Annotated in this window: 16 protein-coding genes; 7 read left to right on the forward strand and 9 right to left on the reverse strand. The window is 54.1% G+C overall.

All coding sequences use genetic code 11. The features are described 5' to 3' along the window. Positions 1–381 precede the first annotated feature (381 nt). The 3 genes from cbiB (at position 382) to VPK24_RS13885 (ending at position 3,347) form a co-directional block, all read left to right on the forward strand. A complete protein-coding gene (gene cbiB, locus VPK24_RS13875; RefSeq protein WP_393014220.1) occupies positions 382–1,398 on the forward strand; it encodes an adenosylcobinamide-phosphate synthase CbiB in 1,017 nt (338 codons plus the stop codon). Then, complete coding sequence (gene cobD / locus VPK24_RS13880) at positions 1,395–2,471, forward strand: threonine-phosphate decarboxylase CobD (protein ID WP_393014222.1); 1,077 nt, start codon at positions 1,395–1,397, stop codon at positions 2,469–2,471. The genes cbiB and cobD overlap by 4 nt, the downstream gene beginning before the upstream one ends. 171 nt (positions 2,472–2,642) lie before the next feature. Next, complete coding sequence (locus VPK24_RS13885) at positions 2,643–3,347, forward strand: THxN family PEP-CTERM protein (RefSeq protein WP_190527731.1); 705 nt, start codon at positions 2,643–2,645, stop codon at positions 3,345–3,347. Between the two features lie 230 nt (positions 3,348–3,577). On the opposite strand, the gene VPK24_RS13890 is transcribed toward VPK24_RS13885, so the two are convergent. The 6 genes from VPK24_RS13890 to VPK24_RS13915 form a co-directional block, all read right to left on the reverse strand. Then, positions 3,578–5,098 (reverse strand): DEAD/DEAH box helicase, encoded by a 1,521-nt coding sequence (locus tag VPK24_RS13890; RefSeq protein WP_393014224.1) that lies wholly within the window; start codon positions 5,096–5,098, stop codon positions 3,578–3,580. Positions 5,099–5,591: 493 nt separating this feature from the next. Continuing rightward, positions 5,592–6,764, reverse strand: coding sequence for a PilW family protein (locus tag VPK24_RS13895; protein ID WP_393014226.1), 1,173 nt, complete (start codon positions 6,762–6,764; stop codon positions 5,592–5,594). Continuing rightward, a complete protein-coding gene (locus VPK24_RS13900) occupies positions 6,761–7,531 on the reverse strand; it encodes a type IV pilus modification PilV family protein (RefSeq protein ID WP_393014227.1) in 771 nt (256 codons plus the stop codon). The genes VPK24_RS13895 and VPK24_RS13900 overlap by 4 nt, the downstream gene beginning before the upstream one ends. Before the next feature lie 36 nt (positions 7,532–7,567). Next, a complete protein-coding gene (gene hpsA / locus VPK24_RS13905) occupies positions 7,568–12,754 on the reverse strand; it encodes a hormogonium polysaccharide biosynthesis protein HpsA (protein WP_393014229.1) in 5,187 nt (1,728 codons plus the stop codon). Between the two features lie 476 nt (positions 12,755–13,230). Next, positions 13,231–14,583, reverse strand: a complete 1,353-nt coding sequence (locus VPK24_RS13910; protein WP_393014244.1) for an aminopeptidase P N-terminal domain-containing protein — start codon at positions 14,581–14,583, stop codon at positions 13,231–13,233. Positions 14,584–14,890: 307 nt separating this feature from the next. Then, a complete protein-coding gene (locus VPK24_RS13915; protein ID WP_393014231.1) occupies positions 14,891–16,288 on the reverse strand; it encodes a TldD/PmbA family protein in 1,398 nt (465 codons plus the stop codon). A gap of 300 nt (positions 16,289–16,588) precedes the next feature. Here VPK24_RS13915 and VPK24_RS13920 point away from each other — a divergent pair, with 300 nt between their 5' ends. The 3 genes from VPK24_RS13920 to VPK24_RS13930 all read left to right on the forward strand — a co-directional run bounded on the left by VPK24_RS13920 (position 16,589) and on the right by VPK24_RS13930 (position 18,785). Further along, entirely contained in the window at positions 16,589–17,017 is a 429-nt protein-coding gene (locus VPK24_RS13920; RefSeq protein WP_393014233.1) for a hypothetical protein, read from the forward strand. Then, on the forward strand, positions 16,983–17,852 hold the full coding sequence (locus VPK24_RS13925) for an ion transporter (RefSeq protein WP_393014234.1): 870 nt from the start codon (positions 16,983–16,985) through the stop codon (positions 17,850–17,852). The genes VPK24_RS13920 and VPK24_RS13925 overlap by 35 nt, the downstream gene beginning before the upstream one ends. A gap of 111 nt (positions 17,853–17,963) precedes the next feature. After that, positions 17,964–18,785, forward strand: coding sequence for an HAD family hydrolase (locus VPK24_RS13930; protein WP_393014236.1), 822 nt, complete (start codon positions 17,964–17,966; stop codon positions 18,783–18,785). A 174-nt stretch (positions 18,786–18,959) separates the two neighbouring features. Here the strand turns inward: VPK24_RS13930 and VPK24_RS13935 are convergent, their stop codons facing one another. From VPK24_RS13935 to VPK24_RS13945, 3 genes are all read right to left on the reverse strand, one after another. After that, on the reverse strand, positions 18,960–20,486 hold the full coding sequence (locus VPK24_RS13935) for a M16 family metallopeptidase (RefSeq protein ID WP_393014238.1): 1,527 nt from the start codon (positions 20,484–20,486) through the stop codon (positions 18,960–18,962). 300 nt (positions 20,487–20,786) lie between these two features. Next, positions 20,787–22,592 carry a M16 family metallopeptidase gene (locus VPK24_RS13940; protein ID WP_393014240.1) on the reverse strand — a complete coding sequence of 602 codons (1,806 nt, stop codon included), beginning with the start codon at positions 22,590–22,592 and terminating at the stop codon, positions 20,787–20,789. 311 nt (positions 22,593–22,903) lie between these two features. Then, positions 22,904–23,074 carry a hypothetical protein gene (locus VPK24_RS13945; protein ID WP_393014242.1) on the reverse strand — a complete coding sequence of 57 codons (171 nt, stop codon included), beginning with the start codon at positions 23,072–23,074 and terminating at the stop codon, positions 22,904–22,906. A 282-nt stretch (positions 23,075–23,356) separates the two neighbouring features. On the opposite strand from VPK24_RS13945, the gene VPK24_RS13950 reads away from it, so the two are divergent. Next, complete coding sequence (locus tag VPK24_RS13950) at positions 23,357–23,980, forward strand: TetR/AcrR family transcriptional regulator (protein ID WP_199291392.1); 624 nt, start codon at positions 23,357–23,359, stop codon at positions 23,978–23,980. The last annotated feature ends 206 nt before the right edge of the window (positions 23,981–24,186 follow it).

Genomic DNA, 24,186 nt, shown 5'->3' on the forward strand with positions numbered 1-24,186 from the left:
GCGGGTAGGATTGGCAATGACCGGGAGACGACTCATGAGCTGGGTGATGCTTCGGGTAGGTCTAGCCTAAAACCGGATTTAGAGCTGCCAAGTCGGCTTTAGCTTCTCTTTATAAATTAGCTCTTAGTTCAACAGACATCCAAAAATATAAGCGCCTGTTCAAGGATAAGTACAAAGCTAGATTATTTATTCAGACAGGAGAAATTCAATATACTGTTGAATAGTAATTAGTAGTAAAGTAAAAAGCAATTTCTTTGTTTCGCAATTCTTGAAATCATTTGATTTGATTAAAGTTCTTCTTGATTCTATTCAAATATCAGAAAAATAGGCGAATGAGTTGGTTTAAGCTGGATTATTGATAATTTTTATCTAAATTTAGGAATGAACGGATTGATTGGAATGGGAGAGCCAACCCGATCGATCCTGGTGTTGGGACTGGCGGCGGTGATTGATTGGCTGGTGGGTGACCCTTGGAGTTGGGTGCATCCGGTGCAGGTCATTGGGGCATGGATCGATCGCTACCGTCGTTGGGTTTGGTCTTTGGCCGCTCCCGATCGGGTTCAGCGCTGGCTAGGGGTGGGGCTGGCATTGTCCACGATCGGGGGCGCAGGGGCCCTGGCTGGGGCGATCGGGTCGCTAGCCTTCAAGCTGAACCCCATTTTGGGCTTAGGAATCGAGGCGGTGATGGTGGCGGCTTGTTTTGCGGGTCGCAGCTTACGGGATGCGGCAGAAGATGTGTTGGAACCGTTGGCCCGTGAAGATTTGCCGGAAGCGCGATCGCGTCTCAGTCGCTACGTGGGCCGCGAAACAGAGCATCTCGATCGCCCAGAAATTTTGCGAGCCGTGCTGGAAACCGTGGCGGAAAATGCCGTGGATGGCGTGTTGGGGCCGCTGTTTTGGGCCTTGGTGGGTGCTGGGGCAACGGTAATTTTTGGGTGGGGCCCTGGGGCGATCGCAGCGGTGGCATTGGGTTACAAGGCCGCCAGCACTCTCGATTCGATGGTGGGCTACAAGGACTCACGCCATCGGGATTTGGGTTGGTTCAGCGCTCGCCTAGAAGATCACCTCACTTGGTTACCCTGTCGATTAACCGTGGGATCGATCGCCCTGATTTCAAGAAAGCCCTTGCAGGTTTGGGGTCGCTGTCGGCGGGATGGGGCGCTGGATCCTAGTCCCAATTCCGGCTGGAGCGAGTGCGCCTATGCGATCGCCTTGGGGGTGCAACTGGGGGGCGAAAATCGCTATCGCGGTCAAGTGAAATACAAGCCCCTGTTGGGAGACCCCCAGCGACCGATCGAACCGGAGACCGTGCGATCGGCTTTGGGGTTGACCCGGGTGGTCTTTTTGGGGTGGTTATGCGGGGCGATCGGACTATTGGCGCTAGGATTTTTGCCATGACCACTGTTTCCCACCCAATCCATGGGGGCAACCTGGCTTGGGCCGCCGCGATCGCCCATTGTGCGCCCTCTGAAATTCTGGACTTTTCTGCCAGTATCCATCCTGAGGGCTTGCCACCCAGCATTTTGGCCGCCCTCACTGCCGCCTTGCCCTCCCTGGCCGCTTACCCGGATCCAAACTACGGCGAATTGCGCCAGGCCCTCGCTCAGCACCACAACCTCGACCCAGACTGGATTTTGCCAGGCAATGGGGCGGCGGAACTCTTGACTTGGGCCGCTCGGGATTTGAGTCAGTTGGCCGCAACCATGCTGCCCGTGCCGGCCTTCGCAGACTATGACCGAGCCTTGCGGGCATTTGGGGCCCAAATTGTGCCGATCGCGCCCGTGGAGCCTTGGGTTTGGGATTGGGGCGACTGGCTGAATCGCGATTGCGCCGCCTATGGTTTGGTGCTGAACAATCCTCACAACCCCACCGGGCAACTTTGGAGCCACGATCTTTTGCGGCCCCTTTGCGATCGTTTTGGGTTGGTGGTGGTGGATGAGGCGTTTATGGATTTTTTGCGCCCGATCAAGCAACCCACCGTTGTGAACTGGGTTCAGGACTATCCGAACCTGATTGTGATTCGATCGCTCACCAAGTTCTACGCTATTCCGGGACTCCGGCTAGGCTACGCGATTGCCCAGCCCGATCGGTTAACACGCTGGCAACAATGGCGAGACCCCTGGTCTGTTAACGGTTTAGCCGTAGCCGCCGCCCTTGCCGCCCTTGCCGATCGCCCCTTTGCCGAAAAAACCTGGACTTGGCTGGAATCGGCCCGATCGGAACTGTTTCTGGGTCTACAAGCCCAACCGGGCCTGATCCCCTATCCCAGCGCCGCCAATTATCTGTTGGTCAAAACCGCCCTGCCCAGCAATCAGCTCCAGCAGCAAGTGCTACGGCGCGATCGGATCTTGATCCGAGACTGTTCCAGCTTCCCAGAATTGGGCGATCGCTTCTTTCGAGTTGCGATCAGAACCACCGCCGATCATCAACGACTGTTGCGATCGCTGCAACAAAGTTTGGTAGTGCCGTAATTCAGTAATGATGAGCGGGTGAAAGTCTTGCGGCGTAAGCGACCAGCCACCGAAAATCATCACCTCACAGGCACTATTTTTAAAATTTTTTCAAAAATAAGTGATGTTGTGATTTTTAGCATTACCTTGATAAGGTGATCAGTAAGATTTCCCATTCACTTGAAAATCAAAATGCGACTCACTGTATCAGCCGCCATCATTTCAGCTACCGCTGCTCTTGTGTCGGCTAGTCCAGCAACTGCCCTAACCTTACTCAATAGCTCTGGATCTTGGGGCACCCCGTCTGGAACCGCATATTACGGGTTTCAGACCATTGGCAGTGAAAGCCAAGTTCGGTGGGGATCTCCAGCCAGTGTGGCCGGAACTAGCGGCCTTGGATTTACTGGCGTAGGAACAACATCCATTACCCCTGGTAATGTCTTCCAACTGGGAGTTTTGCAGCATTTCAACAATCCCATCTTTGGTGGAACTGCGGCTGCGTCAGTTGGGTTAACGGTCGCCTTACAGTTTGCGGAAATCGCCAGCCAAACCTTTAATTTCACGTTGGATATTGACGAAACAACCAACGATGGATTGTGTGCATACTACAGTGTCACTCCCTGTGCAGATAAAATTAGCTGGAACAACGCCTTGGGAGACCGCTCATTCTCTTACGCGGGAAAGCAGTACACTCTAGAATTGTCAGGGTTCAAATCTTCTCCTATCGGTGATCTGGTCGCTGACTTTATCTCCCAAGAAGGTGGAACCAGTACCGCCTATCTATACGGTCAGATCCGTGAAGTGCCCGAAGAGCGCAGCACGCCGGAACCGTCGCTCATGTTTGGCTTAGCAGGATTCGCCGCTTTGGGTTTGCGTCGCCGTTGGGTCAATTCCTAGGAATTTTGTCACTGTCTCAGTGCTCTGTAGCTCTGAGAAACCATAAACTGCAACATCACATTTCCGGTCTTTGCTTAATTGGGTCTTGGCCCAAAAAACACAGTCCCAAAAAGTAAAGACTACAAAAAAGGGTCTCAAGCGTTTAATCATTTGCTTGAGACCCTTTGGAATTTTTGAGTTTTTCTGGAACTTACGAGTCTGTCATTAACCAAGAGACAGACTCTGAGCTTTTATTCGCCGACGGGAGCAAAACGGTTGCGATCGTTCATCTTCACCGGCGCATCGGGGCGGGGACGATTGGGGTTCGGGCGGCGATCGCCACCCCCACCAGCACCCCGACGACGGGAGCCCCCCCCGTAGTTACGACCACCGCGATCGCCTCGGCCACCGCGATCGCCCCGCTCGGGACGCTCGGTTTCAAAGTTATCGTCACCAAAGACCCCTTCAACTTGCCAAGCGGGTCGTTCCATGTCGTAGAACATTTGCAGCGCTGCCGCCGCCACTGCCCGAGGATCGTACTCCTCACCCAGTTGCGACACAATCGGCAGGAACGAGGCCACCCGATCGCTGGTCAACGCTTCCTTAACCCGGTTCTTGAGGCGATCGATCCGGCGAGCTTCGATCTCGGCACGAGTCGGCAAATCCACCGGCTGCATCGATTGGCGCGTGTGCCGCTCAATCTGCCGAATCCGGTAACGCTCCAGGCTGTAAGACAGAGTAATCGCACGACCCGTCCGACCTGCGCGGCCCGTCCGACCAATTCGGTGAACGTAGTTTTCCAGGTTATCGGGCAGATCGAAGTTGAACACGTGGGTTACCCGATCCACATCCAAACCCCGAGCAGCAATATCAGTCGCCACAATCAGCTTCAACTGCCCACGGCGGAAGCGCGTGATCAGGCGTTCGCGTTGGGCTTGGTTCAGGTTGCCGTGATATTCATCGGCGCTGTAGCCAGCCGCTTGCAGTTGCACGGTCAGTTCCGCAGCTCCCTGCTTGGTGCGCACAAAGATCATCGCCGACTCAGGATCTTCTAGCTCCAGGATCGGCAGCAAGGCCCGAATTTTGTTGCAACCCCGGGGAACCGTATACAAGACCTGTTCAATTCGGGTGGGAGTTGCCTGGGGCTGCTCCACCGTCACAAACACCGGGTCTTTCAGGAAGTTCGCCACCAGACGACGAATCGTCGGACTCATCGTTGCGGAGAAGAAGGCCGTTTGGCGCTCGGCGGGCAGCGAGCTACAGATCTTTTCAATATCCTGAATGAAGCCCATATTCAGCATTTCATCGGCTTCATCCAACACAAAGTAACGCACTTGGTCGAGGCGCAAAGCACCGCGATCCATCAAGTCCATCACCCGACCGGGTGTGCCGATCGCAATTTGCGCGCCCCGTTGCAGTTGGCTAATTTGCCGCTCGATCGATTGGCCACCGTAGACCGTCACGGTTCGCAAACGAGAACCGGGGCCCACAAACTTCTCGATCGCCTGGGAAACCTGTAACGCCAGCTCACGAGTCGGGGCCAGAATCAATGTTTGAACAGCGCGATTGGCATCATCAATCTGCTCCAGCATGGGCAGCCCAAAGGCCGCCGTCTTGCCAGTTCCAGTTTGAGCCAAGCCAACCACATCTTTTCCTTCGAGCAAGGCGGGAATCGCGCGTGCTTGGATGGGGGTGGGTTCAGTAAAGCCAAGGGTTTCCAGATGAGCAGCACGGGTTTCCGAGAGGCCGAGGCTTTGGAAGGAAAGGGTCATGAGTACGCTTCGTAACGGATGAACAACCAAAACCCAATCTCGCAGTTAGCCCCGAAAACCCGCAGCACGATCTAGATTGCACGGCTGGGAATCTTATTTGAATAGCGGTCGTCTGTGTTGCCGCAGAGTCAATGCGTCCTTTCTGATGGGATGACGCGTTGACCCTAACCGCACGATCGCCCCCCGAGCAAGCGGGGCAGATTAGGCAAAATTGGGCGCTTTAAACAGTCAGACGAGTGTTAACTCGTTCTTTACTTAAAATAACTTAAAAAATGGCAATACGATCGCAAATGCCCTAGATTTTTCTGGGATCACGCCATGCCAGGAAACCGCGCGATCGCCCCAAACGCTCTTCTAGCTAGAGATTCCACAACAACTAGCACCAAAATTCTTGGGCAGGCAGACTCCTCTAGGCTCCCCAAAATTTCCCCCTGCTATGGTTAGCCATCAGCCGAGAAGCATCCCCTGGTCAGCAGCGAGGGAGATAGTTTTACTACGGGTCTACCAAGTTTTGCGGCTCCTTGTTCACCGTTCCTCGGTTTAAAACTTCCGTTTTGACTGCTGCCAAGCGACAAGTAGTCTGTTGAGTTGCTTTCCCCAGCTCCGTACTCAGATTCGCTTCTCCAGCCTCTGGCGCATCCTGAGAACAACTGCGCCGGTCTAGACCATAACGTCCCTCGGGGTTACCTCGAACAGCCAGGATCACCTTCTGGTTTTGGTTACCTTTGTTTTGTTGCAGCTCCTGCAAGCTTTCAGCGGAGCCTGTTTCATCCAAAACGCAGGCATAGACACTACGAACGCCCTCAAAGTCGCCCGTCAATGAAGCCAAACTTGGGGTTACCTGGTACTGTACCGGGCATTCTCGTTCCGCACTCAGCGTTTGATCCCGCGTATCGTCTACAAAATCCACCAATGCCTGAATCTGCCTAGAATCAAGCTTCGGTCTATTGCTATCAGGCCAATTACCTTCAGCCGTTTTCGGCCAAGTTTGCAACGTCAAACCCAAATTTACATCTAACGGATCATTGAAGGGATCTTGATCATTACCAGCATCATTAAACCGCTTGAGAACACCTCGCGAGATTCGAGCACGACCATCCCACTTATTATCCTCATTACCCTTATCTAAGAAGTAAACAACCAGAGTGTAAGTCCTACCTGATAAGCTGTAGTCGCTACATTTGTCCGAATTGCAACTCTCAGGAAGTGGCTCCAGCTTCCAAAAAGCAATCAACGGAAGGCTGTCTTTAGGCGGTTCCAAGCCTCCATCGCCACCAAATAGACCTGGACAATAATCAGTTTCTCCGGGAGAAGATTGCCCCTCCCATAGGCATTTACCGGTGTAGACATAAATCGCTTCCCGAAGTTCATTACTCATGAACTCCGCAGCAATTCCCATATCACGCATGGTTTCCGATCGCGCCAGCTCTCGGCGGTTAGTCGAAACCAGTTCCACCACAATCCCTAACAAGCCTGAAATAATCAGCCCTGCAATCAACGCTGAAATCAGCAATTCAATCAGCGTAAATCCAGATGTTTGGGTTGAATCAAGCTGACGGTTTTGGATTGCGCCTTTGCGTTTACTCACAAATGCAGGATCATAAGCCAGTTGGAGCGCTTGATAACGGCGCTTAACTCGTTTGAGGACTCGTTGAAGGGTAATCATGGAGTTTCTTCACCACTTGTTTTCGTCTTACAGTCTTCAGCCCCTCCGTTGAGGAGATAGCACATTTTTTCGTAAGCACCTTTGGTGTCCGAAACAGCCAGTTGTGTATAGAGCACTGCCAAAGGTTTGATGCCTTGCTCGCCTGTGCCACTGGTTAATTGCAAAGAAGCTGCTTTAATGTCCAGGGGCTGAGTTCCGCTCCGAATGGGCTGATAAGCCCAAACCCGCACCCCCAGCCGAAAAGCCACAGGAATGAGACCTACACCACCTTGAACAGCAGTTTGATCAGATGCGGGGCTACGAAATGTCTGAACCGCGAAATCGGGCAAGCAGTCACCGTCCACATCTACTGGCCGCAACTCCAAAGCGCCCACGAACGGAACGCCTTTATCACAGCTATTCCGGGTAGACTCCAGATTTTTTAAATCGGGAACACCCGAAGGTGCAGGCGTTTTTTCAAACTCATTGCCTCCGTTACTGCTTTCCTGGGGCAAGAGAGACAAATCACTACGAACATCTCCCCGCTCCATGGTGACGCGCACTTTGTCCACTTCACCCTGAGCCACTTGAATGGCCTGTTCTGCCCGATTACTTTGGACTCGCGAGGCCGTTGCCAGAAATAGGGGAGGCGTGATCGCCACCGCCACCACAGACATCATCACCAAGGCCACAATGCATTCCAGCAACGTCAGCCCAGATTCTGAACCTGAGATTTGGGACTGCCTGCGCCAGCGGCGAACCCAGTAATTGAACGCGGCGTTAGACATGACGGGTAAGCCTCGCAAGTTCATCGGGACAGATTATCAGCAACCATCAGGGGTGGTCTCAATTGAACGTCGTAAAGCACAGATGTAAGGATCACCGGCTTCCGGTTCGTTGTAGAACTCGCTCCGAGCTTCACCTGGTGTTATGAAGCGACTAGAAATGGGGCCCACTGGAGCATATTGCAATCCCACGTCGTAACCCCAGAGTCGTTTTGGGGTTTGGTAGTAGGGAATATCATCCTGACCACCAACTGGGCGCTGATTGATTTCCCAAGCGTCGTGCTCGTAAGGGCCCGTTGAGGATGTGCGGAAGTTTAGCTGTAAGAAGGCTCCCGAAATGGTTTGAGACTGGCTAGAGCTACTGCCGCCCCAGTTTTCCAGCATGGGGAGGAAGTTGTGAAAACCGCCATAGCTCTGGTTTTCGCGGCTGGAACCAATGCCGCTGATAAAGATGGCATTCGCTTCAGTCGTACTCGCACCGGGTAACACACCATTTGCGCCACGACCATAGCGCTGTCCCAAGGGGACTGTTTGGTAGTTACCGGTGTAGGGATCGGGTCGTCCAAACTCCGGACGGGCCGCGTCTTCATTGATCCGCTGTAGGGGCTTGCCAGTGTAATCCACTGCCACAGAGCTGGTGAAGTCAAACCGATTTTCGTGCCACCAATCCAGCACCAAATCCCGTTCCTGATCAGACATTTCTAGGGGACGGTTTTGGGCATAGAACGAAGTGGTGGGCGAAGAAAGCGAGCCAACCCGCTGGCAACCATACCAATCTGCGAGTTTGGGTGAAGCATTAAGGAAGGTATCGCGAATACTGCCATCACAGTAGTTGCCAGACACTAGGGTGATAGCGTCAGCCAATAGCTCTACTGGCCGCCAAGTGTCCTTGTCAGGTTTCGCAAAGTCTTGGTTCAGATCCTGTCCAGGACTACGATTCCCTCGAGAATAGAAGTTGCCGTAGGTATCCCGGTTTAAAAGCGTGTTGAACTCTTCAGCCAAGACTCCACCCACTCGGTGCAAGTTGAAGTCACCCTTCACGAATAGAGGATTATCCGTAATGAAGGAGATTCCAAAAATGTTGGCATTGTCAGCACCACCGCCTTCACGTTTGATCAAAGCACCGTTGATCAATCGGAACCCATGGGGTCGCCGATCGGGATCGGCGTAGTAGTCCACGGGTTTAGGACTAATGCCAGTCACGTCGCTGATTGGCGGATCTTGCCCCAAGGGATTGCTGCGACCGATGCTCATTCGAGCACTTTCGGTATCTATGTTGTAGCTCGACCAGGTGGTAGAGGGCGATCGCTCGATCGCATCTTCCCGAGTATTGTCCTCTCGGAATGCATAGACGATGCCGCCTGCCTCGTTCTTCTTCAGGTTGCCAAAGGTCAACCACAGATCTCCCAGGGCAGATGGAGCGTATTCTTGTCGCCGTAGCATGTCGATATCGATATCCAGCACCCGCTCCACGAGGCGCTCTCGCCCGTCCATCAAGGCTGCATCCTTGAAGGCAACCCGGTGATACTCGATCGCCTTGTCTGCTTTGGCCCCATCGTTATCCGCTGCTACAAATAGCATCTGGGAGCAGTTAGGAGCTGAATTGGTGCAACTACCCGTTGGCGTGAGATTGTCGTCTACGGGTAGCAGCCAATCGGCCAATTTCCGAGGCTTGATAATGATTGACTCCAGATCCTTATCACTCAGCACCTGGAAATTACCCTGAGCAACCGTCAGATAGGGATCGAAATACAGCTTGTCGTAAGGCGCATAGAACGGATCTGTTGCCTTGGGCTGGGTATGATCCACTTCCACAGACAGGGTAGCAGTGCCCAATTCCAAGTCGGAGATCACTGTTTTGTCACCATCCGCATCATGGGCAATGAAATCTTCAGACAGGGGACGCGGGAACAAATAGTACAGTGCAGGATATTTGGGTTCCACGGGGCAGAGGGTACCTGCCAAGTGCAAGAACCGCTTCTCTTCCGCAACCGTTCCAGGAACTCCGTAGCCGAAGTAGTTATTTCCCGTTGTCTTGCTGAAGTCGCAACCAAACTCATAGGTTTTGGCTTGCTCATACACCCGGCCGCCAAAAGCATAGCCGACGGTTAATGATCCGGAGGGCGGCGTGGGGGTCAGGTCATTTTGGACGGTGTAGCTGTAGTGATGTTTGGCGGTTTCCGCAGGGATGCTGCCAGCGGTGTTTTTGACCCGGCCGAAATGGGTGGCAAAGCCAAAGGTGCGATCGCGCTGGATTTGCTCTCGGAGTGCAATTAACCTGGCCCATTGTTGCAACTCAGTGGGTTTCAGGGGGTCACTGTCCAAACGGTTAAGGGCCGCTCCGCTGGTGCTCTTATCTGCCAAGGCCGCCACATAGGCTTCGGGAGGTACCAGTGGTGTAACTTCATCGGTGGAAGCCGTGGTCGCCGCAAACGGATTCTCGCCAGGTTTCAGGGCCGGATCCGCAGCCGGAATCCGCTTCAGCAGGGGCGGACTAGCCAGGGGTTGACCGCCCTGGGTTTTGAGGCTGGCCAACTGCACTTCCACAAAATCTGCACCCTCCTGATTACGGCTATTGAAATCAGAGGGACTGCGCAGTCCAGAGTTTCCCGGATAGACTCGCACAGAGAAGGGTCCCGTGGTGTCTCCGGGGCGAAAAATGTCAACCCGTCCCAACTTGCGGTCATTCGTGCTGTCGGTGCGCGCTCCCGAGAGCCACTCTGCCCGGGAGGGATCTTCCTTTTTATCCCAGGCTGGATCGTTGTCCCCAATTTTGCCGAGGGCTTCCGCCAGCTTATCGAGAACGGTGGTTTGGAAATCTGGATCGCTGTAGTCGATCGCATCCAGATAGGAAATGTTGTAGGCCAACATTCCGGTACTCAAAGCCGCAGTCTGCTGGGTGGTCGCATCAGCCGGACTGTTGTTGGTGTCATAGAGGGCCCGACGCAGATTGCTAAAATCGCCCCACTTCACCAACTGCGGGAGCGGGTGAGTTTTGCCTGCTTCCTGCTTGGCGGGAAACGCACCATCCTTATCGCCTGCAAAGGTTGCCAGGTTTTCCAATGCTTTCCGCAGGGTCGCGTTCAAGTTGACCGGTGTGCTGGTGGGGCCAGTGCTAACGCTGACCAACTCATTGAGCCGATCCACATCCACTTCCCAGCCATTCGTGCCGCGGCCATGGAAAAAGTCGATCGCAAATTCCTCGGATTCGTCTCCAAAACGTTCCCCAAAGGCTGTCCATTCCGGTTTGGTTTTGACACCGGCCGTGACAGGGAGTTTCTCAAAAGTTGCCGACTGTTTTAGGGTGTCGGGAGTCCCGGGGTGAACGGTGCTCATCAAAGCAGCCACTGGCTTTACCCCTTGTCCAACACCCTTGTGAAAGAGCAACGTGCCTTGAACGGCGGCTGGATTATCTTTATAGCTACGACGCTGCAAGGCCTGGAGCGGCGTTGTTGCGTCAAATTCATCCGCTTGAGAGGGATAGCCCAGGGGATTTTCCAGGGAATTTTCCAACTCTAGGCGCTGACCGGTAATGATTCGAGTCCCCTCATTAATGGCACGGCGCTCCCAGTACCCATCCGCTCCCACTTCTGCCGGTTGTTCCGTATTGGTGTTGCGGGTTAAGCGTTCGTCGGCAGTAATATTGTCACCCACCTTTTTAGTGCCGGGCATCCTCAGCTCTGAGGAGCGGCCGTAGGTTGGTCGAGGGCCGTAACGATTGTCAGCCCGATAAAAATCATCCAAGTAAGGTTTAGGCAGGGATTGACCGCTGAACCGTGTTTCTGCGTACTCCGCTCCCTCGGCTTCTTGCCAGTTTTCCGCACGAGCCTTAACCGACTTTCGACGAACGCTAACATCCTCAGTGTATAAGAGCAATGGATCCAGGGCTAAGTCAATTGCTTTGCCTCCGAAATTTACCGAGTCAGTTTCTGTTGTAAAGTTGCTGCTTCCTTGGACGATCAAACCACTGGTTGCCTTGTAGTCAACTGATAACTTGGGATCGCCGGCAAAGTTTCCGCGAGGCCCTGACACAGCACTTGAAATCAGGTCACCTGGGAAATTTTTACAGATTCCCTCACCGGAATAGCTTTTGCAATTTCCTGAAGAGCTTGCTGGCGAGGCACTAATGCTGGAGGCTTCCGGATCTTGGTAAAGGCATGATGAAGGAGCACTTACCCAAAACAAGCGTGTAGGGTTACTGGCTCCAGCCCAAAACATAGATCCTTCAGTGTGCATAGCTCCATTCCAATTGAAGCGTGCTCCAGAGAATAACTCTAGGTCGTTACGGAACCATGCCCCCCATTTATTTCCCTTTTCCACAATTCGGTCTTGCTGGAATTCAAGGGTTGCAATGGTGTTTGTTCCACCTCCCGATCGAGCGGTATTGGCTCGGGGAATCACAACTGCATCCACCTGAAAGTTCTTACGGAGAGTGGATGTCTTCTTCTGGTCTTGATACCAGCCAGCTTCAATTGGGGGAAGGATGCCAGGACTGATTTTATTCAGCTTGCCTGCGATATTGCAGGGACTGTCTGCCCCTTCTTGTTGAATTAGGGGCCCTGTACGAGTTCTCAAAGCGGCAACACGAGCTTGCAATGAAGCACGCTTCATGTCAGTGTCAAGCTCGCCGCTGGCAGTGGCTGGTAACGAGTTGAAAACGATTGAGTAGGCAACATCAGCATCCTGCTCACCATCACCATTTGTGTCAACGGGAAACCGCCAGGCTGGATCTAGCTCTCCGTCCCTATTCATATCAATCTGAGTTTCGTCAGGGAGGGTGTAAGACTGATTCCGGGCAGGATTGAAAACTGCATCAAACGCGCTGCTGCCAGTTAGGTTTTTGTTCAGCAGCATACTGAGCAAGTATTTTTCGGAGGGCACACCATTAGTCGTAATTCTTGGGTCTTCTCCGCTAAAGAGCTTTTCAAGCTTCGCTCTGGCGCGATCGATTGCGGGAGTGGCGGCGTTGTAGATCACCTTTTGGGCTCGATCGGCTGCGACCTGATCTGTGCGGTTGAGGGTGCGCAACGACAGGGCAGTAATCGTGAGGGCCACCACCACCAGCAACAAGGCCGTGGTTGGCAACACGAAGCCCGCTTGCGATCGCAGCCGTCGCCAATAGGGATTAGAAGCCAGGATTTGGGGTCGATCGCCCGATCGCCCTCGACGATGCAACAGTCGCTGGAACTGTGCGATCGTTCGTCCCAATTGGAACGAAATAGCCAAAACTAGCCGCCGCAGGATCATCATATTGGCTCTACCAACTTGGCCTGAGAGTTCTTGAAAAACTGACCCGAAACACACCCATTACAGCAAAGGGCGGGGCGTTGGAGAGTGACCGTCAATCTCAGAACGGTTTCTCGCTACCCCAACATGACTCACTGTCCCTAGACCGGCGGCGCTCCGAATCGGTTCCATCCCAACCACGCCAAGTGGCTGTGCTTGAGCCGCCCAAAAGTTATCGGCTCGCAGCCTTGAAGTGTCGCGCTTCAGGGGAGCAACCAAACCGGAGCATCGCCTAGGGCTTGAGGGAAGATCTAAGCACTTAGCCCAAACTTACCCATCCGCTGTTCTGGATCGATCGGGAAATCAGAAGTTTTTCTTAATTCTTTACATTTCAGGACTTGACATAGCCGAAGTTGCACGGGACAGCTACCTCACTGGAGCGATCAGCCCGTCCGTCCAACCTGATTGGCTCCCGCCTAGCCATTGCCCCAAGTCAGATCAGCAACCTGTTTAGGCACAGCAGCCGTCAGCACGTCATGGCCGCCCTCGGTCACCAATACATCATCCTCAATCCGAATCCCAATGCCGCGCCACTGTTCCGGCACTTCCGGTTGAGCGGGCCAATCATCTTCCTCGCCAGGTTGCTTCGGTTCGATGTTCGGGGCAATGTAGAGGCCTGGTTCCACCGTCAACACCTGACCTGGCTGGAGATAGCAGGGATCATCGCCATAGGTATAGACCCCCACATCATGCACATCTAAGCCCAGCCAATGACTGGTGCGGTGGGGATAGAAGGGGCGATAGAGTTCTTTTTCAATGATTTGTTCTACGCTGCCGACCATCAACCCTAAGTCTAGTAACCCTTCAACCAGGACTTTCAGGGCCACGTCATGAACGTTGCTATAGGGATCACCGGGTTTGACCGCTGCGATCGCCGCCATCTGGGCCGCCAACACTAGCTCGTAGAGGGTTTGTTGCTCGGGGCTGAAGCGGCCATTCACCGGGAAGGTGCGGGTGATATCGCTGTTGTAGTAGCCGTAGGCGCAACCGGCATCGATCAGCAACAGATCGCCATCTTGCAGTTGGCAATTGTTTTCGACGTAATGCAGGATGCAGGCGTTTTCCCCGGCGGCGACGATCGCCGGGTAAGCCGGCCCCCAACCACCGCGCGATCGACAAAGCCGATCGAGTTCCGCTTGCACTTCATATTCCCAAACGCCGGGCCGGGCGATCTCCATAGCCCGCTGGTGGGCCTCGGCGGCGATGTCGGCCGCTTGGCGCATGGCCGCCAGCTCCAACGGGGATTTAATGTTTCGCAGTTGGTGCAGGCGGGCGATCGGGTCTTCGAGGGCTATCGGGCCGCGCCCTTTGCGAAAATAGCTCCGTCGCTGCTGTTTCCACAGATCCAGAATCTGCGCATCGAAGTGGGGATCATGACCCAGGCTATAGAAAATGCGATCGCCCGTTTGCAGGTATTGCGGCAGCTTGGCGGTTAACTCTTCGATCGGGTAAACCACGTCTGCCCCGATCGCCTCTTTAGCCGCTTCCACCCCCAGCCGCCGACCCGACCAAGTTTCCGCCAGCCGATCCTTAGGACGCACAAATAAGATGAATTGATGTTCCTCGTGGTTAGGAGCCAGCACTGCTACGGCCGCTGGCTCATCAAACCCAGTTACGTAATAAAAATCGCTGTCCTGGCGGTAGTTATATTCCACATCGTTGTGCATCACCGCATGGGGCGCACTGCGGAAAATGGCCACCCCGGAGCCGATTTTTTCCAGCAACCGGGCCCGGCGCGATCGATATTCCTCTGCCCAACCGGGAGCCATGTAACCCGTGGGCGATCCGCTGCTAACCCTTGTTGTGGCGACCATCGACGATTGCATCCTTAAGCGATTCCTAACTCAAGCCAGAACTGATAGGCAGTGGTGGCACGACAAATCTAAAACGTTCAATCAGGTTTGGAGAGCCGTTTTGGCAACCCAAAGGCCTTGGAACCGTCGCCAAATCCCCAAAATCCTGATGTTGCCGTTGAGAGACCATGAGCAGCAAGGGGCTTAAGCCCCTTGTCTACGATGTGATCGAGGCATGGAAAATCAGCCGCTTCGGCCTGCCCCTAGGCGATAACGACAGCCCCTAGGCCGCTTCACCACCCACAACCACATTGCGGATCCGCAGGCTGGGGCCACCGCAACCAACCGGTAGGCCGCTTTGGCCGCCCTTGCCGCAACCGCCGGACTCATCCCAATAGAAGTCGTCCCCGATCGCCTCAATGTCCGCCAGGGTCTTGAAGGCATTGCCCGACAGGGTGACATCCCGCACCGGCTCGGCCAGTTCGCCGTTGCGCACCATCCAAGCCTCGCCCGCCGTGAAGGTGAACATTTCCCCATTGGTCATGCCGCCCAGCCAGTTGCGCGCATAAACCCCCTCTTCGATCCCAGCGATCAAATCCGCAGCCGGCGTTTCGCCACGCTCGATCCAAGTGTTGGTCATCCGGACGATCGGGGCGTAGTGATAGTTCAAGCAGCGGGCATTCCCCGTGGGTTGCTCCTCCAGTCGGCCTGCCGTTTCCCGGGAATGGAGCCGCCCAGTCAGCACGCCGTTGGTGATCAGTTGGGTGGTGCTGGCCGGTGTGCCCTCGTCATCGTAGGCATAGCTGCCCCGATGGCCCGCAGGTGCAGCACCATCAAAAATTTGCAGATTTTCGGGGCCAAAGCGACGACCCAGGCTCATGGTTTCCAACAAGTCGGGATTTTCGTAGGCCATATCGGCTTCGGACAAATGCCCAAACGCCTCATGCACAAACAACCCCGTCAAGATTGGGTCAATCACCACTGTGTAGGTTCCGGCTTTCACCGAAGGGAGCGACAGGGCATCCACCGCCCGCCGGGCCGCCCCGCGCACCTGGTCATCTAATTGGGTCAGGTCTTCATAGCCGTTGCGGGAGCCGGTGGTTTCCCGGCCCGTTTGCACCGTTTCGCCATTGCGAGCCGTGGCCGCAAACCGCATCTCCATATCCACCCAAGATTGCTCCAACAGCGTGCCTTCGGAGGTGGCTAGCAAGGTGCGTTGGGTACTGTCGCCGTAGCGCACCATCGTGGTGGCGATGCGACCGTCAACGGCGCGTAAAATTTCTGCATAGTGGTCGCAGAGGGCCTTTTTGTCCGATAAGGACACCTGCCGGGGATCGGTGCCGGCCAAGGGCAAGGTGCAGGTGGCCTGAACCGGCGCGACCGAAGCCAGGAGGGTTTCATCATCCCCCACCAGATGGGCCGCCGCGATCGCCTCTTCCAATCGTTCCAAAAGGGTATCCAGTCGGTTAAAGCTGGCAAAGCCCCAACCGCCCTTGTGGCAAGCCCGCACTTGCCCCCCGATCGCCACGCTTTCGCTGAGGGTTTCCAGGCGACCCCCGCGCAGCAGAATATCGGTTCCCTGAGATTCTTCGAGGCGGATGGCCAAAAAGTCCACCCGATCGCGGTAGCGGGCGATCGCCTCAGTCAGTCGGTTACGAGCATCGGTCAGCCAGTCAGTCATAACGCGGTTGCGGTTGCGGATTCAGTTCGCTGGAACGCTTGCGAGCACTCACTTTGGGCAGTGGCTTCTATTATGGCTTGGCTGGGGCCTTCCGGGCCGGAACTGGGCCCGATCGCCCAAAGCTTGCCTAAAGGTGGCTTGGTTGCCCGCTAGCGGCCAGTCAATTGCCCGCCAATTGCACGCAAGTTGCACTATTGTCGATCCTAGGCTTGGGTTATTTTGCTGGCTTTCAATTCCCATGGCTCCCCAAGGCTGCCAACTCCTTAAATTCCACCCCAGATTTAAATTCCACCCCAGATCATGAATTCCGTTGAACGTTTGATTGTGATGGCCGAAGACGAACTCACTGAGTTCAGCACCGATGCCCGCAAGGTCGAAAAACTGCGCCGCAAAATTGGTCTGACCCTCTCGGCTGCCGAACAACGCCAAGCCAAGGAGCAATTAAAAGTGGAGTTGGCTGAAGGGGGACAATTGGCGGAGTTTGTGGAAAAACAGCGTCAGTCGATCGCCCTGCCCTTTTGGGGGGTGACGGGTCTTGGGTTGCTGATTGGTGTGTCCATGGAACAGCCGGCCGCCTTTGTGTTTGTGATTGCTGGAACCTTGGCCGCCTGGACGGTGCAAAAGTGGGGATGGCGTTTGCAAGCCAAGCGGTTGATTTTGAACACCCTTGAGGATTTGACCAAAGGCGGTGGGCATGGCGGGAATAGTGATTCCGCCGCCGCCAACTAGCCCCATGACGGCAGTAGAAGCAGGGCGATCGCGCACTCCCGTTCAACAGCGAGTGATCGCAATTCTGGATGATTTGGAAACGCCCCTGAGCCGTTGGGTCAACGGGGCCATTGCCGTTTCAATTCTGTTGTCGGCCGTGACCTTCGTGATTGAAACCTTCACAATTGATGATCAATTGCGGATGGTTTTGACCTTAGGCAATCGCATGTTGTCCGGGGTGTTTGCGGTGGAATATGCCCTGCGATTGTGGTGCGCAGAACAGAAGTGGCGCTATGTTTTCAGTCCTTACGCGATCATTGATGCGATCGCGATCGCGCCGCTGCTGATTGGGTTTTGGGATGTGCGTTTTTTGCGATTGTTGCGGTGGTTTCGGGTGTTGCGCCTGGTGCGTTTTCTCGATCGCCGCTACATTCCCCAATGGCTGGCGGCGGATGATCGCCTGATCATCACTCGCATTTTGTTTACTCTTTTTTCCATTGTTTTTATTTATTCTGGCTTAATTTATCAAGTTGAACATCCCAAAAATCCTACCGTTATTGAAAATTTTCTAGATGCCTTTTACTTTGCGGTGGTCACCATGACCACCGTGGGCTATGGCGATATTACTCCCGTTTCCAAGGCGGGAAAATTGGTCACTGTTTTGATGATTTTGTCAGGAATTGCCATTATTCCTTGGCAAATTAGCGATTTGATCAAGAGCTTTGTGAACACCAACGATAAAATTCGGAATGCTTGCGATCGCTGCGGCCTGATTTTTCATGACCCAGATGCCAGCTATTGCCGTCGTTGTGGAGCAGCTTTGCCCAGTTCTGCTGATGATATTGCTGATTTATAAATCACGACTCTTGGTATTAATTTAACTAGTCTTGCCCCAATTAGCATTAAGCCAATCAACCCCGAATTTCTAGTTTAGGATTGCTCCAATTAGCATTAAGCCAATTAACCTATGATCTCTAGTTCTGAACCTATCCTGTCACCCGATTTATTAGCTTTGGATTTTGATGGAGTGCTCTGTGATGGATTGCTGGAATATTTTGAAATTGCTCGCAAAACCCATCAGGAACTGTGGCAATTCGCTGACCCGATCACCCCAGAGCTAGCAGAATCGTTTTATCGGCTCCGACCCGTGATCGAAACAGGTTGGGAAATGCCCGTTTTAATTCAAGCCTTGGTGGATGGACACCCGATCGCGGAAATTCAATCCCATTGGAGATCGATTGCGGAGACCATTGTGCAACGCGATCAATTAACAGCGGCCCAACTTTCGCAACAGTTAGATAACAACCGCGATCGATGGATTCGGGAAGATTTGGACGGCTGGCTGGCGTTGCATCGCTTTTTTCCAGGGGTGATTGAACAATTAAAAACCTGGCTCAATCCAGCTAATACCTATTCTTCTTTAGAGGTTGTGATTATCACCACTAAGGAAGAACGGTTCGTGCGGCAACTGCTCGATCGGGCAGGGGTTAATCATCAATCCTTAGCAATCTTTGGCAAGGCAACCCGGCAACCGAAAGCCAGCACATTAAAGCAGTGGATTGGGCAAAAATCTAATATTTGGTTTGTGGAAGATATGCTGCCAACCCTGAATAAAGTCATCCAAGAACCGGCCTTGGATCAAGTGGAATTATTCCTAGCCAATTGGGGCTATAACACCGAGGGCGATCGCGCCCAGGCAACCCAGAGCGATCGGATTCATTGCCTCAGCCTTGATCAATTTGCCCAACCGTTTTCTAAATGGTTAACCGCAACTGATTCAGCTCTTTAACTCTCGAAGAAGTTCTGAAGAATCAAACCTGAGCGATCGAACCTGAGCGATCGAGCTTGATACGTTACCAACTCAAAGCGACCTAACCAGACAAGGGGCTTAAGCCCCTTGCCCTTATGGTTCTTGGTAACACTACAGTTTTGATTGCAACTCAGGCTGAATGAACCAAATAGGTCAAGAATTGCGGCCAGTTGGTACACCGGGAATTGTGACATCTAAGGCTGTCACTGGTTGTCCCAATTGATTGAGCGGTGGCTGAATTGCTTTCTGATTTCCCACCACCAAGGTCACCAATTGATCAGGTTTTAGATAGGTCTGTGCCGCCCGTTGCACATCCTCAATTGTGGTAGTTTGGATGGCTTTTTGGTAGCGAAAAATAAAATCGGAAGGATAACCGTAGTAGTCGTAAGTCATCAATCGGCCGAGGGTTTGAGACGGGTCAGCAAAGTTGAAAATGAAGGAATTGAGGGCTGATTCCTTGGCAAAATTCAACTCTTGATTACTAATTGGCTGGCTACGGACTTTGGCAATTTCTGCCTTTAAGCCTTGAATTAGGGGCACAGTTCCTTCGGAGCGGGTTTGGCCACCGGCTTGGAACGTGCCAGGAAAGTCGTAATTCGGACTCCAGTAGCCATAGACCGAGTAAGCAAGGCCCTGGCGCGATCGCAGTTCGTTAAACAGGCGACCCCCAAAGCCATTCAGCACATCATTGAGGACGGCCATGGCGGGGTAGTCGGTGTTGCTGACGAGGCCGCCCAGGTGACCCAGAACAACGGAGCTTTGGGTGAGCTGGGGCCGATCGACCACAAACACGCCGCTGGTCTGCACTTGGCTGACGGCGGGTAGCGGATTTTCTCGTTTGGGGCCCGGTTGCCAATCACCCAGGCGGGCTTCGATCAGGCGGCGCATGGCTGTGCGATCGAAGTCCCCGGAAATGCCCAAGATGATGTTTTCGGGAACGAAATAGCGCCGATAGAACGACTCCACGGCCGGGCGATCGATGCGATCGAGCGTGGCATATTCCACCGTGCGGGCATAGGGGCTGTTGGCTCCGTAGAGTAATTTGCCAAACTCACGGCTGGCGATGCCGTCGGGGTCGTCGTTGCGCCGGGCAATGTTCCCCCGCAGTTGGGTTTTGGCGAGGGCAATTTTTTCCGGGGCAAAGGCGGGCGATCGCAACACTTCCGTGAACCAGCCGAAGACCGACTCCAGATCCTCGCTGAGGGCGCTGAAGCTGACATTACCGAAAGTAGTACCAATGCTGGACTCGATCGAGGCGGCCCGGTCTTCCAGGAGTTGATCCAACGTGGCGGCATCATGCTGCTGAGTGCCCCCCGATCGCAACACATCTCCCACCACGTCGGCCAAGCCGGCCAGGTCTTCCGGTTCCCACCGGGATCCCGTCCGCACAATGGCCCGGCCCCCAACCAGTGGCAGTTCATGGTCTTCCACCAAGTAGACCGTCAGGCCGTTGGCCAATTGAAAGCGATCGTAATCCGGCAGCTTCACCTCCGGCGGCGGCGGTAATTGCAACTCCGTGTAGTGCCTGGGGGTATCAGCCACGGCCGGCTGTCGCACTCCTAACACCAACACCCCCACCAAAAGGGCAATGGTTAACCAGCGCCAACGCCGATCGCGCCGAGGCTGGGCCGCGAGCTGCTGTGGGGAACGGCGCGCCCCGATCGAACGAAAAACCTTCATGGCTATTCTCTACCCTCAATGAACCTTGCGCCTTGCGTTTTGTTCTCGATTTTGGATCTTGAATTCTGGATCTTGAATTCTGGATCTTGAATTCTGGATCTTGAATTCTGGATCTTGAATTCTGGATCTTGAATTCTGGATCCTGGATGTTGGAATGCTGGCTATTGGGCGACAGCGTTTGGATCGCCGCTTTGTAGATCGCCACTTGTTGAATCGCCGCTGCTGGCTGGGAGCTTTTGAATCGTGACTGAGTGGGCAACTTTTGCGCCATTCAGCCTCCTCAACCGATCGCCCCAAAGGTTATTTGGGCAATAGCTTTAGCACCGTGCGATTTTCAGGGGTGAAGGTCTTGCGAGCCACCCGCTGCACATCGGCCGGCGAGATCGAACCAATTCGATCTAGCTCCGCAAACAAATTGCGCCAATTGCCCGTTTTGGCTTGATATTCCGCCAGCAGGGCCGCCATGGTGCTGTTGGAGTCGATCGCCCGCAGTTGGTTGGCCCTGGCTTGGGTTTTCACGCGCTCTAGTTCTACCTCGTTCACCGGCTCATTTTTCAGGCGATCGAGTTGGCGATGCAGTTCCACCGCAATTTCATCCACGGAATGATCCGGCGCACTCAGGGCATAAAACAGCATCAGCGTCGGGTAGCGATCGCCCGGAAACCCATATAAGCCCGCGATCGAAAGAGCCAATTGCTTCTCCTGCACCACCGACTGATAAAGGCGAGAAGTGCGCCCATCCGACAGCAAACTCGCGATCGCCTCATAGACCACATAATCGGGATCCGTCTTGGCCGGTGCGTGATAGCCCTCCAAGTACCAAGGCTGGGATTCAAGCTGCAAATTGACCGATCGAGTGGCTGTTTGGCGCGGTTCCACCGGAATTGGCAAATTCGGCAGCGGCCGCCGTTGGAATCGACCGAAATAAATTTCCGCCAGCCGCTTCACCTCCGTTGGTGTCACATCCCCCACCACCACCGCCGTCAGATTATTGGGCGGGTAATGGGCCTCATAGAAACGGCGCACATCCAACCGGGTCAGGTTGCGGATGTCTTCGTCATAGCCAATCACTGGCCGATGGTAGGGATGAACCTTAAAGGCTTCCTCTAAAAACACTTCTACGGCCTTCCCGATCGGGGAGTTGTCCGTGCGCATCCGGCGCTCTTCCAGGATCACATCCTGTTCCTTATAAAACTCCCGAAACACCGGATCCAGGAAGCGTTCTGACTCTAGCGACATCCACAACTCCAGCTTATTGGCTGGGAAACTGTAGAAATAGCGCGTGGCATCCGCAGAAGTGGTGGCATTGAGACCCACGCCGCCCGCCTGTTCCACCAACCGCCCAAATTCATTTTGTTTCACGAAGGGTTGGGCCTGCTGTTCCAGGGCCAGCAACTGTTGGCGCAGTTGTTGGGCTTCGGCGGTTTTGCCCTGGTCGCGGGCCGTTTCGTATTGGGCCATCAAGGCATCCATTCGATCGAGAATCGCCTTTTCTGACTCAAAATCCGTTGTGCCAATCCGGCTGGATCCCTTGAAAGCCAAATGCTCCAGAAAGTGGGCCACACCCGTTTTGCCATCCGGCTCTTCCACGCCGCCCACATTGGCGTAGGTCATGAAGGACACCACCGGAGCCTGGTGACGCTCCAGCACAATGAACTTCATCCCGTTTTTGAGGGTGAATTCAGTGATTTGCTGTTGCACCCGATCAAGATAGGGCTTAATCGATGCGGCCTTGGCTGTGGCCGAGTGGCCATTCAGCCCCGCCGTCGTTACGTCTTTGCTGATCACGTTGCTAACCACCGGGCCGCTCATTGGCTCAGACGTGGTGGGAGTGGGGATGGCGTTAGAAGCAGCATCGGGAGCAACAGTCGCAATGGATGGCGTGGAGAGCCATGGCGATGTGTCCAGGGCCCAAGCGACCGAAACCACACCGGAACCCAACCACAGGGATCCCGTGAGACTCGCCAAACCGACCACCAGCCCGATCGCCCGGACAAGGCCCAAACCCTTAGCCCGCAGGACTTGTCCCAGATGATGCACCAATGCTAAGCGATCGCCCGATCGCCCTAACTGCTGCCATTTGCCGTGATTTGTGCCTGACAACATGCCTGCCAATCGTGGGTATATGTTGAAGTGAAAATTACAGTGCCGAGCGCGTTCAAAGAGCGCTTAGAGGTGGAGAAAAACAGCACCCGCCTCAGGCAAATTTAAAGAAATATTGCCTTGACCGAAACACCAGCCTGGTGACCCAAGCTGGCGAGCAGCTTCCAGCATAGTCGAGCCGCCGGATTTCATGGGCAATTCAAAGCCATCGGCCAAAACTTACGGAATCATGAACTTCGGTAGGCAAAGGATCAGTTTTATAACGTTCCCTTAATTCCAGACCCAGTATCCCCTGGCCCCGTTGACAATAGCGATCAATAGAGAAGCGCGATTGCCCGGCCACCACCAGCCCCCTGCGGTGCTGAAGCGGTTGCTCCCACCATTGCGCGATCGCCATCTATGGTGCAACTGATGGCGCGATCCTGTGGGCGCGTTGATGGCGCGATCGCGTCGGTGCGATCGCACTGATGAGCGTCTGTGGGCATGGGTGTTCCGTTGCAAGTTTCTTGACCGGGGTTGATGAGGCCAATGTTGATGAGGTCAATGAGTAGGGGCGATCGGTCAGGTCAATCCGCAGCATTGCAGAGCGATCAAGAGGTTAGCCCCCACTGCTCAGTTCATCTCAATGCATCCTCAGTTCCTCAAAACGGTTTGCCCCTTGCCGTTTTCTCTTGACCTCCTGTTGTTCACCCATCTTTTTTCCTAATGGTCGATCACCCCTTTCTGCACCCCTAATCCCACTGGCTTGCGTCCAAGGAGTCCTAGCCATGCTGCGTATCGCTCACCGCCCATCCCCTTCTGAAACTGAAACCCGCACCCGCATTCTGCAAGCGGCCCAGCAGCTATTTGCCCGTCAGGGTTACGATGCCACCACCACCCGCGACCTGGCCCGGGCGGCTGGCGTGGCCGAAGGAACCCTGTTTCGGCATTTTGATCACAAAAAATCGATTTTGGTGGAAATTGCCACCCAAGGTTGGGTCGAAATCCTGACAGACCTATTGATGGAACTCAGCGAAATGGCCAGCTATCGAGCCATCTCGCAAGTGATGCGCAAGCGGATGAGTAACCTGAAGCAAAACGCCGACATGATGCGGGTTTGTTTCATGGAAGCTCAATTTCATCCGGAATTGCGCGATCGCATCCAGGTGGAGGTGATTGCCAAAATGATGGATGTGACCGAAGCCTTTTTCCAAACTGCGATCGATCGGGGAATTTATCGCCCCATGAATCCCCGCATCATTGCGCGGGTCTTTTTGGGCATGTTCGCGATCGCCGGCTTCAGCGAGTTGACAATTATGGAGCCGAATATTTCCCCCCGAGAACTTCAGGAAATGGCTGAAGGCATTGCTGATATTTTCCTCAACGGGGTGCTCGACAAAACCAACACCTGATTGCCATTTGCCCAGATGGTTTTTAGTAACTTGCTGGTTAATGGCTACTGGTTAACGGCTACTGGTTAACGGCTACTGGTTAAGAGCTAATTTATAAAGAGAAGCTAAAGCCGACTTGGCAGCTCTAAATCCGGTTTTAGGCTAGACCTACCCGAAGCATCACCCAGCTCATGAGTCGTCTCCCGGTCATTGCCAATCCTACCCGC

The organism is Limnothrix redekei LRLZ20PSL1, from assembly GCF_043235035.1.
Taxonomy (GTDB): domain Bacteria; phylum Cyanobacteriota; class Cyanobacteriia; order CACIAM-69d; family CACIAM-69d; genus CACIAM-69d.